Source organism: Pantoea sp. V106_11 (assembly GCF_029967885.1).
Lineage (GTDB): Bacteria > Pseudomonadota > Gammaproteobacteria > Enterobacterales > Enterobacteriaceae > Pantoea > Pantoea ananatis.
The window spans coordinates 170,874-181,522 of the sequence record NZ_JASCAK010000026.1; the positions used below are offsets into that span (position 1 = coordinate 170,874).

Annotated in this window: 9 protein-coding genes, 4 tRNA genes and 2 other RNA genes; all 15 read left to right on the top strand. The window is 53.8% G+C overall.

Going from position 1 to position 10,649, the window contains the following annotated elements; genetic code table 11:
* The first annotated feature begins 13 nt into the window (after positions 1-13).
* Entirely contained in the window at positions 14-1,063 is a 1,050-nt protein-coding gene (gene wzzE / locus QLG08_RS09825; RefSeq protein ID WP_210453362.1) for an ECA polysaccharide chain length modulation protein, read from the top strand.
* A 10-nt stretch (positions 1,064-1,073) separates the two neighbouring features.
* A complete protein-coding gene (gene wecB, locus QLG08_RS09830; protein WP_161611028.1) occupies positions 1,074-2,204 on the top strand; it encodes a UDP-N-acetylglucosamine 2-epimerase (non-hydrolyzing) in 1,131 nt (376 codons plus the stop codon).
* Complete coding sequence (gene wecC, locus QLG08_RS09835) at positions 2,201-3,460, top strand: UDP-N-acetyl-D-mannosamine dehydrogenase (protein WP_014606999.1); 1,260 nt, start codon at positions 2,201-2,203, stop codon at positions 3,458-3,460. The genes wecB and wecC overlap by 4 nt, the downstream gene beginning before the upstream one ends.
* A 32-nt stretch (positions 3,461-3,492) precedes the next feature.
* On the top strand, positions 3,493-4,200 hold the full coding sequence (rffC, locus tag QLG08_RS09840) for a dTDP-4-amino-4,6-dideoxy-D-galactose acyltransferase (protein ID WP_014606998.1): 708 nt from the start codon (positions 3,493-3,495) through the stop codon (positions 4,198-4,200).
* On the top strand, positions 4,187-5,317 hold the full coding sequence (rffA, locus tag QLG08_RS09845; protein WP_116197980.1) for a dTDP-4-amino-4,6-dideoxygalactose transaminase: 1,131 nt from the start codon (positions 4,187-4,189) through the stop codon (positions 5,315-5,317). Before rffC ends, rffA begins: the two co-directional genes overlap by 14 nt.
* Entirely contained in the window at positions 5,317-6,567 is a 1,251-nt protein-coding gene (wzxE, locus tag QLG08_RS09850; protein WP_128392446.1) for a lipid III flippase WzxE, read from the top strand. The genes rffA and wzxE overlap by 1 nt, the downstream gene beginning before the upstream one ends.
* The gene (locus QLG08_RS09855) at positions 6,564-7,631 is read left to right on the top strand and encodes a TDP-N-acetylfucosamine:lipid II N-acetylfucosaminyltransferase (RefSeq protein ID WP_161611026.1); all 1,068 of its coding nucleotides are present in this window, start codon (positions 6,564-6,566) and stop codon (positions 7,629-7,631) included. The genes wzxE and QLG08_RS09855 overlap by 4 nt, the downstream gene beginning before the upstream one ends.
* Positions 7,628-8,971 carry an ECA oligosaccharide polymerase gene (gene wzyE, locus QLG08_RS09860; RefSeq protein ID WP_014606994.1) on the top strand — a complete coding sequence of 448 codons (1,344 nt, stop codon included), beginning with the start codon at positions 7,628-7,630 and terminating at the stop codon, positions 8,969-8,971. The genes QLG08_RS09855 and wzyE overlap by 4 nt, the downstream gene beginning before the upstream one ends.
* Positions 8,972-9,007: 36 nt before the next feature.
* Positions 9,008-9,748, top strand: a complete 741-nt coding sequence (gene wecG / locus QLG08_RS09865; protein ID WP_015701295.1) for a lipopolysaccharide N-acetylmannosaminouronosyltransferase — start codon at positions 9,008-9,010, stop codon at positions 9,746-9,748.
* Between the two features lie 158 nt (positions 9,749-9,906).
* Positions 9,907-9,983: transfer RNA gene (locus QLG08_RS09870), tRNA-Arg, on the top strand.
* A gap of 95 nt (positions 9,984-10,078) precedes the next feature.
* Positions 10,079-10,154, top strand: a tRNA-His gene (locus QLG08_RS09875).
* A gap of 16 nt (positions 10,155-10,170) precedes the next feature.
* A tRNA-Leu gene (locus QLG08_RS09880) sits at positions 10,171-10,257 on the top strand.
* Positions 10,258-10,278: 21 nt separating this feature from the next.
* A tRNA-Pro gene (locus QLG08_RS09885) sits at positions 10,279-10,355 on the top strand.
* Between the two features lie 32 nt (positions 10,356-10,387).
* A non-coding RNA gene (locus QLG08_RS09890) (RtT sRNA) lies at positions 10,388-10,517 on the top strand.
* A 33-nt stretch (positions 10,518-10,550) separates the two neighbouring features.
* A non-coding RNA gene (locus QLG08_RS09895) (RtT sRNA) lies at positions 10,551-10,649 on the top strand; the annotation flags it as partial.

Consider the following 10,649-nt stretch of genomic DNA (forward strand, 5'->3'; position numbering starts at 1 on the left):
GGATAACGCTCTGATGCGCGCTAACGTTGTGGAGAACGAACTGGATATTCGCGGCCTGGGCTGCAGCCTATGGCGTGGAAAGCGCTGGATAGTCGGCTGTGCAGTCGTGTTTGCATTGGTAGCCTGGATAGCGACGCTGCTGATGAAACAGGTGTGGAGCACGACCGCGATAACAGGGCGGCCTACGGTGAATATGCTGGGATCCTACTATTCCCAGCAACAGTTCCTGAACAATCTGGATATGCGCAATAACGCTTTAACGTTAAATACGGCGTCACCTACCGTGATGGACGAGGTGTATCAGGAGTTCCTGATGCAGCTCTCATCCTGGGATACCCGCCGGGAGTTTTGGCAGCAAACCGATTATTATAAAACGCGAAAAAGCGGCAATGCCCACAATGATGCTGCCTTGTTGGACGATATGATTGATAACATTCAGTTTACGCCAGCGGATAGCGCACGAAATATTTTCGACAGCGTCAAACTCAAGGCAGAAACTGCTGCGGATGCGAACAATTTGCTGCGCCAGTATATTGCCTATGCCAGTGAACGCGCTGCACGCCATCTCAATGCAGAGTTAACGGGGGCGTGGCAGGCACGGACCAGCCAGCTTAAGGCGCAGGTCAAACGTCAGGAAGACGTAGCGAATGCGGTATTCCTGCGACGGCAACATCGGCTGGAACAGGCGCTGAAAATTGCCAGCCAGCAGGGCATTAATGAAAAGCAGACGCGTGAGGTGAGTGAAAACCTGGCTGACAGCGATCTGTTTCTAATGGGCCAGCCTTTATTGCAGGGGCAGTTAGAAACCCTGAGAGCGACCGGGCCGAGCTTTGATATCAGCTACGACCAAAATAAAGCGATGCTGACCACACTGGATGCAGGCCCGACGCTTAACAGCAAATTCCAGACCTACCGTTATTTGCGTACGCCGGAAGAGCCGGTTTCACGCGACAGTCCCCGCCGGGCATTTATGATGGTGATGTGGGGCGCGGTAGGTGCGCTGGTTGGTGCGGGCGTGGCGCTAGCGCGTCGTCAGCGTCCGATGTCAGATACACAAGATTGAGAGAAACAGTGTGAAAGTTCTGACAGTTTTTGGCACCCGACCTGAAGCCATTAAGATGGCACCACTCGTGCAGGCACTGGCACAGGACCCTGCTTTTGAATCACGGCTGTGCGTCACTGCGCAACACCGTGAAATGCTTGATCAGGTGCTGAGCTTGTTTCAGCTGCAACCTGACTACGACCTCAACGTTATGCGACCCGAACAGGGATTAACGGAGATAACCTGCCGTATTTTACAAGGCATGCATACCGTACTGCTCGATTTTAAACCCGATATTGTACTGGTCCACGGGGATACGACGACCACGCTGGCGGCCAGCCTGGCGGCTTTCTATCAGCAAATCCCCGTCGGGCATGTTGAAGCAGGTTTACGCACGGGCGATCTGGCTTCGCCCTGGCCTGAAGAGGGGAATCGTAAGCTGACGGGACATCTTGCCCGTTTACACTTTACGCCCACACTGCGTTCCCGACAGAACCTGCTGGATGAAAACCTCGCCGACGACAGTATTGTTGTCACCGGTAATACGGTAATTGATGCCTTGCTATGGGTACGAGATCGGGTGCTGGACGATAATGATATAAACGCGCAGCTGGCTTCACGCTATCCCTTTCTTGACGACAGTAAAAAGCTGGTACTGGTGACGGGTCACCGTCGTGAAAGCTTCGGCGAAGGTTTTGAGCGCATCTGTAGCGCTCTGGCCCAGATTGCGCGCCAGCATCCTCATGCGCAAATCGTTTATCCGGTCCATCTCAATCCTAACGTACATGAACCCGTTAACCGCATTCTGCGCGGCATTGATAACATTGTGTTGATTGATCCTCAGGAGTATCTGCCTTTTGTCTGGTTGATGAACCGGGCGTGGCTGATTCTCACCGATTCTGGCGGTATTCAGGAAGAAGCGCCTTCACTGGGTAAACCCGTTTTGGTGATGCGTGAAACCACCGAGCGTCCAGAGGCCGTCGAAGCCGGAACGGTGAAGCTGGTTGGTACGGACACGGCAAGAATTGTTAATGAGGTCAGTACATTACTTAACGATGATGAGGCCTGGCAGACCATGAGCCGTGCCCATAACCCTTATGGGAATGGCGAAGCCTGCGGGCGAATATTGCAAGCCTTAAAAGATAACAGAGCCAACTTATGAGTTTTGAAACCATTTCCGTTATTGGACTGGGTTACATTGGGCTGCCAACCGCAGCCGTTTTTGCCTCAAAGGGAAAGAAAGTGGTGGGCGTCGATATCAATGCCCACGCGGTTGACACCATCAATCGTGGTGCCATTCATATTGTCGAACCCGATTTGGATCGGGTGGTTCAGGCTGCGGTCGAGCGTGGAGATTTACGTGCTACGACGCAACCCGAAGCCGCTGACGCTTTTTTGATCGCCGTGCCCACGCCCTTTATGGCGGAGCGCCAACCGGACTTACGCTTTGTGCGTGCGGCTGCGCTGTCGATTGCGCCGGTACTGAAAAAAGGCGATCTGGTGATTCTGGAATCGACTTCTCCGGTTGGCAGTACAGAGCAGATGGCCGACTGGCTGGCCGCGGCGCGACCTGATTTGCGTTTCCCACAGCACGACGGGGATCCTGACGTCTTTGTCGCCTACTGTCCCGAACGCGTTTTACCCGGTCAGATCATGACTGAGCTGATCAGCAACGATCGCGTGATTGGTGGCATGACGCCAGCCTGTTCTGCCCGTGCGAGTGATTTGTATCGTATTTTTTTACAGGGCGAGTGCGTCGAGACAACTGCACGCACCGCTGAAATGTGCAAGCTGACAGAAAACAGCTTCCGCGACGTAAACATCGCCTTTGCCAATGAGCTGTCACTAATTTGTGCTGCGCAGCAGATTAATGTCTGGGAGCTTATTGCACTGGCGAATCGTCATCCGCGCGTCAATATCCTGCAGCCTGGGCCAGGCGTCGGCGGGCACTGCATTGCGGTCGATCCCTGGTTTATCGTGGCGCAGAATCCGGACTTAGCACGCCTGATTCGTACCGCTCGCGAAGTAAATGATGCCAAGCCGCACTGGGTGCTGGACCAGGTAAAAAAAGCGCTGGCAGACTGCCTGATGCAGACCGGAAAACGTGCCAGCGATCTGACCATTGCCTGCTTTGGCCTGGCGTTTAAACCGAACATTGATGACCTGCGTGAAAGCCCAGCCATGGAAGTGGCGCACCTGATTGCCGACTGGCATCAGGGCCGCACGTGGGTAACCGAACCGCATATTCAGCAGATTCCCGACATCCTGGCGACACAGGCCACCCTGGTTTCAACCGAGCAGGCGCTGCAGGAGGCGGATATTTTGGTGATGCTGGTCGATCACCATGCATTCCGCCGTGTTGATGCTGCGCACATTACTCAGCAATGGGTTGTTGATACGAAAGGTGTCTGGCGCTAAAAACCTCTGGTTAACAAGGATCCGATTAACTTATGTCTGTCCACGTTAAGGTTAATCCACTCACCTGGGAGAGCCAGTTCTTCGGCTTTGACGCCGTGAGGCTGGAAACCGGGGGGGATCTGTCGCTCGAAAACGCGCTTCGGCACGCCTGCGCGCTGTTTCAAATCAAAGTGTCAGCGGAACAAACCGACATCATCGATGCGTTAAATCAGCATCAGTTTCACCTGGTGGAAGGTGAAGTGGATTTGTCGTTGACGATCAAACGCACCGAACGCCAGACTGGCATTCGTATTGCGCGGGAAACACAAATCCCAGCATTACGCGAAGCCGCATCTCTGGCCTTCCGTCAAAGTCGTTTTCGCACGCCGTGGTTTGCGCCTGATGACAGTGCCCGCTTCTATGCGCAGTGGATCGAAAATGCGGTCCGCGGCACCTTCGATCACCAGTGCCTTGTCGCCAGTGATGAACGCGGCGCGCTTCAGGGCTTTGTCTCTTTACGCGAGGTCGAAGGCGATGCGCGTATTGGCCTGCTGGCGGTGGTGCCTGAGGCGCAGGGACAAAGTATCGGTCAGCGCCTGATGCTGGCTGCAGCGGACTGGGGCCGTGCGCGTCAGCTCGAACGTCTGCGGGTTGCCACGCAAATCAGTAATCTTACGGCGATGCGTCTTTATCTACGCAGTGGCGCGCGTCTTGAAAGCACGGCGTACTGGTTTTACAGGAGAGGTCATGATTCCCTTTAATGCGCCCCCGGTTGTGGGAAGCGAAATCGAGTATATGCAGTCTGCCATGAGCAGCGGCAAGCTGTGTGGCGACGGCGGTTATACTCGCCGTTGTCAGCAGTGGATGGAGCAGCGCTTCGGTAGTGCGAAAGTGTTACTGACGCCTTCCTGTACCGCCTCGCTGGAGATGGCCGCGCTGCTGATCGATATCCAGCCGGGTGATGAAGTGATCATGCCGAGCTACACCTTTGTTTCAACCGCCAACGCCTTCGTATTACGTGGCGCGAAAATTGTGTTCGTGGATGTGCGCCCCGACACCATGAACATGGATGAAACGCTGATTGAAGCGGCGATAACCGATAAAACCCGCGCTATCGTGCCGGTCCACTATGCGGGCGTTGCCTGTGAAATGGATACGATTATGGCGCTGGCGGCACAGTATAAGCTGTTTGTTATTGAGGATGCTGCGCAGGGCGTGATGTCAGCGTACAAAGGCCGGGCATTAGGCACCATTGGTCATATCGGCTGTTTCAGCTTTCACGAAACCAAGAATTACACCGCAGGTGGAGAAGGCGGCGCGACGTTAATTAACGATGCCAGCCTTGTGGAGCGTGCAGAAATTATTCGTGAAAAGGGCACCAATCGCAGTCAGTTTTTCCGGGGACAGGTAGATAAATATACCTGGCGCGATATGGGGTCCAGCTATCTGATGGCTGACCTGCAGGCGGCTTATCTCTGGGCGCAGCTGGAGTCCTCTGTTCGAATTAATCAACAGCGCTTGCGCTTGTGGCAACGTTACTACGATGCCCTGAAGCCGCTGTCGGAAAACGGCAAGATTACATTGCCTTCCATCCCGGCTGATTGTCAGCACAACGCCCATATGTTTTATATAAAGCTGCGTGATGAGAAGCATCGTCAGGCCCTGATCAACTGGCTTAAAGAGGCCGAAATCCTGGCCGTTTTCCATTATATCCCTTTGCACAGTTCGCCTGCGGGCCAGCGTTTTTCACGTTTTGCCGGTGAGGATCGTTTTACTACAGCAGAGAGTGAGCGCTTATTACGTTTACCGCTGTTTTATAATCTGTCGGATAACAATCAGAGCACCGTGATCGGCTCGCTACTGAGCTTTTTTTCCTGATGTCATTAGCCAAAGCATCGTTATGGACCGCCTCATCGACAATAGTAAAAATTGCGGTTGGGCTGCTGGTCGTCAAGTTACTGGCCATCAGCTTTGGTCCGGAAGGCGTGGGCCAGGCCGGTAACTTTCGCCAGCTCATCACCGTGCTGGGCGTGCTGGCCGGAGCGGGTATCTTTAACGGCGTCACCACGTATGTTGCACAATATCAACAACAGCCCCGGCAACTCCGCGCGCTAATCGGCACCGCCTCGGCAATGGTGACGGGCTTCTCAACGCTGCTGGCGCTGGTCTTTTTATTGGCTGCGGCTCCCATCAGCACTGCGCTGTTTGGTCACGATCGCTATCAAAACGTGATACGTATCGTTGCCTTTCTTCAGTTTGGTATTGCGTGGGCAAACCTGCTTCTGGCGTTCATAAAAGGCTACCGTGATGCGCGCGGTAATGCGCTGGCCCTGATTTGCGGTAGCATAACGGGCGTGCTCGGCTACGTGCTGTGTTGGTGGCTGGGGGGCTATGCGGGCGCATTGACCGGGCTGGCTTTGGTACCCGCGTTACTCGTTTTTCCAGCGCTGGTAATACTGAAACGTCGTGTCCCGCTCCCCTTGAGCTGGCTGCGGCCCACCTGGCAGCCGGAAATGGCGCGTCATCTGGCAAAATACACGATTATGGCGCTGATCACCGCCGTCACCCTGCCGGTTGCCTGGGTGATGATGCGAAATCAACTGGCGGCCAGTAACGGCTGGGCGCAGGTAGGATTATGGCAGGGCGTAACCAGTATATCTGATGCTTATCTGCAGTTTATCACCGCGACCTTTAGCGTCTGGCTACTGCCGACACTGGCCCGGTTAGATAACAAAAAGGATATTGCGCGTGAGATCGGCCGGGCGTTACGCTTTGTGTTACCGGCGGTCGCGGCGGCCAGCCTGAGCATGTGGATGATGCGTGATATCGCCATCAGCCTGTTGTTCTCCGCGGCATTTCACGACATGCGGGATTTGTTTGTCTGGCAACTCTGTGGCGATGTTTTCAAAGTCGGCGCCTACGTTTTCGGCTATCTGGTCATCGCGAAAGCCTCATTACGCTTTTATGTGCTGACCGAAATCAGTCAGTTTATTTTGCTGACGCTGTTCTCGCGCTGGCTTATCCCGTTACAGGGGGCCAGTGGGGCAGCGCAAGCCTATATGTTCACCTACGTTACCTATTTCGCGCTCTGCTGTGGCGCATTTATTCTTTACTGCCGAAAAAAATGACTTTAATTCACGTTTTGGGATCCAATATTCCCCATCACAATCTGACGGTGTTGCGTTTTTTTAACGACGTGATGAGCATCGAGCAGCGTGTTACTGCACCGCGTCACTTTATGGTGGTGACATCGCAGCCTGAAAACCTCACCGGTTTTGGCGCTTTGCACATTGAAACCTTTAGCAGTAAGAAAGCGCTGGCTGAGGCGCTGTTGCAGCGGGCGAAAAATCGCGACCAACGCTTCTTTTGCCACGGGCAGTTTAACCCCTGGCTTTGGCTGGCGTTGCTGAGCGGCAGGTTACGCCGTTCTCAACTGTTCTGGCACGTCTGGGGAGCGGATTTGTATGAAGATTCACGCAGCCTGAAGTTCCGGCTGTTTTATTTCCTGCGCCGTGCTGCGCAGGGGCGCGTTGCACACCTGTTCGCCACCCAGGGCGATCTTTATCACTACCAGCAACGCCACAAGTCTGTACCGCAGTCTTTACTGTATTTTCCCACAAAGTTACCTGCAGTCGCCATTACGCCTCATCCAGACAAGACGTTTACCGTGCTGCTGGGTAATTCTGGTGACGCCAGTAACCGCCATATTGAGGGGCTTGCAGCGATCAAGGCTCAGTTTGGCGAAGATGTGCGCATTGACGTGCCGCTGGGTTATCCGCCTGACAATGATGAGTATATCGGACAGATTCAGAACGCCGCCGACAGACTCTTTCCGCAGGGGCAGGTAAGGTTACTGCGGGATAATCTTGCTTTTGACGACTATCTGGCGCTGTTGGCACGCTGCCATTTGGGCTATTTTATGTTCGAACGGCAGCAGGGCGTGGGAACGCTATGTTTGCTGATTCAGGCTAATGTGCCTTTCGCCCTGACGCGTAAAAATCCGTTCTGGCGGGATGTTACCGCGCAGCAGCTTCCTGTCTTGTTCAACGACGATGCGCTGACGCCTGATATCGTCGCAGAGGCGCGTCGGCAACTTGTGGGATGCGATAAACAGCGCATTGCTTTCCTGGCCCCAGGCTATCTGGAAGGCTGGCGAACAGCGTTGCGCCTTTGCGAAGGAGAGCCCTCATGAGTCTTATGGCATTTAGTGGTCTGCTGATCGTGTATGTGCTGTCACTGGTGACCATTGTGACCCTGAACATGCGCGAACTTAAACAGGAACGGTTTAACTTCCACCTGTTTTTTACCTTATTGTTTTTACTGACCTTCTACTTCGGTTTTCCGCTAACCAGTATTCTGGTCTTTCGGTTTGATACGCAGGTGGTTTCGGCGGATTTTCTGCTGCAGGCGATGCTGTCGGCCACGGCGTTTTATGCTATTTACTTTGTCAGTTACAAGGTGCGCCTCAGGCCGGCATCCGCAGCGCCTGCCCGGCCCTGGCTACAAATGAACCGGGTCGAAACGCATCTGACCGGTGGGCTACTGGCGCTGGTGGCGGTTGCAACCGTAACGGTGTTCTTTATCCATAACGGATTTTTGTTATTCCGACTGACGGCCTATAACCAGATCTTTTCCAGTGAAGTGTCTGGCGTTGCACTGAAGCGGTTCTTTTATTTCTTCATCCCGGCGATGCTGATTCCCTATTTCTTGCATCCCACGCGCCGTAACTGGCTGCTGTTTCTCATCATCACGGTCAGCTTTGGCTTACTGACCTACGCGCTGGTTGGTGGCACGCGTGCCAATATCATTATCGCTTTTGCGTTATTTCTGTTTATCGGTATTACACGTGGCTGGATCACATTGTGGATGCTGGCCGCTGCGGGCGTGATGGCGATTGGGGGAATGTTCTGGCTGGCGCTACGTCGCTACAATCTGGCTGTCATGGGCGACGAGGCTTTTTACACCTTTCTGTACCTGACGCGCGATACGTTTTCGCCATGGGAAAACCTGGCTTTGCTGCTGGAGAATTACCATAAGATAGACTTTCAGGGCTTAGCGCCCATGTGGCGCGATTTCTATGTGTTTATCCCAACCTGGCTGTGGCCCGATCGTCCTCTGTCAGTACTGAACAGCGCTAATTACTTTACCTGGGATGTACTGAACAACCATTCCGGACTGGCGATTTCGCCTACCTTAATCGGTTCGCTACTGGTGATGGGCGGCGTCTGGGCCATTCCGCCAGGCGCTGTGGCCGTTGGGCTCATCATCAAAGCTTTCGACACGCTCTATAAGCGCGGACGCAATGAATCGAATCGTTATACCGGGGCGATTCTGCAAAGCTTTTGTTTCGGTGCCGTATTCAACATGATTGTGCTGGCGCGCGAGGGGCTGGATGCGTTTGGCTCACGTGTTGTGTTTTTCTGTATTATTTTTGCCGCCTGTCTGGGGATGGCGAAATTGCTTTTCTGGTTACTGGATCATGTCGGCCTGATTCGCAGCCGACGTGAGCGGGCGCTTCATAGCCCATCCTGATTAACCTCTGGGATCTAAGGGAAGAATTAAAAAGAGATGAGTACAGTTTCCGAAACGCCACGCTATGTGATTCGCGGCATCACGCTATACGGCTTTGACAGCATGGCTTCATTTGTGGATTTCCTAATGCCGCATTCCGCTGTCCGGAGCGGCACGCTGGTGGCCATCAATGCGGAAAAAGTGCTGAATGCCGAACAGGATGCAGCGCTGCGTGCTCAAATTCAGCAGGCTGAATTCAAATATCCGGATGGCATCAGCATTGTACGCTCTGTTCGCAAGAAATATCCGCAGGCCTCAGTACAGCGGATTGCAGGGGCCGATCTGTGGGAAGCCTTAATGGAACGTGCCGGACGTAACGGAACGCCGGTGTTTTTGATCGGCGGTCGGCAGGCAGTGTTGGACGAAACCTGCGATAAACTGCGTCGTCAGTGGAACGTGAATATTGTGGGTGCACAGGATGGCTATTTTGTCCCGGCGGAACGCGATGCACTGTTTGCCAGGGTTGCGGCCAGCGGAGCCAGGCTGGTAACGGTAGCGATGGGCTCTCCACGTCAGGAACTTTTAATGGCCGAGTGTCAGAAGCACTGGCCTGATGCGTTGTATATGGGCGTAGGTGGTACCTATGACGTGTTTACCGGTCATGTAAAGCGCGCGCCTTTAATTTGGCAGAAGCTTGGACTGGAATGGTTTTATCGCTTAATCAAACAGCCCAGTCGCCTACGCAGGCAGTTGAAGCTGGTGAAATATTTGCGTTATCACTGGCGTGGCGATCTGTAAGATCGCTGATTAACGCCAGGTTTTTCGCACGAGTAACGGCATAAATGCGTTAATTGTCGACGAAATGCACAAAGCGTAATCAAACGCGCTATTTTCTTTAAAAAGCACTAGACAGCGTGGGCGCTTATCTCTAGTATGCACATCCGCAACGGCGCTACGCGCCCGTAGCTCAGCTGGATAGAGCGCTGCCCTCCGGAGGCAGAGGTCTCAGGTTCGAATCCTGTCGGGCGCGCCATTTAGTTTGTGCGTAAGAGCTTCGGTGGTTTGAGTACCGCGTTAGTAACAAAGATTTAAATGCTGTGGGTTTGACTTGCAACATTCAGTACAGTGGTGGCTATAGCTCAGTTGGTAGAGCCCTGGATTGTGATTCCAGTTGTCGTGGGTTCGAGTCCCATTAGCCACCCCAGATTTTGCTGGGATACGCGAAGGTGGCGGAATTGGTAGACGCGCTAGCTTCAGGTGTTAGTGTCTTAACGGACGTGAGGGTTCAAGTCCCTCTCTTCGCACCAGGCAAAAAAAAATAAAAAAATCGGCGAGTAGCGCAGCTTGGTAGCGCAACTGGTTTGGGACCAGTGGGTCGGAGGTTCGAATCCTCTCTCGCCGACCATTTTTAGAAACCTGTCTGCAAAGACAGGTTTTTTTTCGCCTGAATAAAAGAGGATGAGAACCTCCGAAGGAGGGTTGCGCCGAGCGCAGCGAGACAACGTTGCGAACGCAACGGCCCGAAGGGCGCGTCCCGCAGGGGCGCGTAATCCTCTCTCGCCGACCATTTTTAGAAACCTGTCTGCAAAGACAGGTTTTTTTTTCGCCTGAATAAAAGAGGGTGAGAACCTCCGAAGGAGGGTTGCGCCGAGCGCAGCGAGACAACGTTGCGAACGCAACGGCCCGAAGGGCGCGTCCC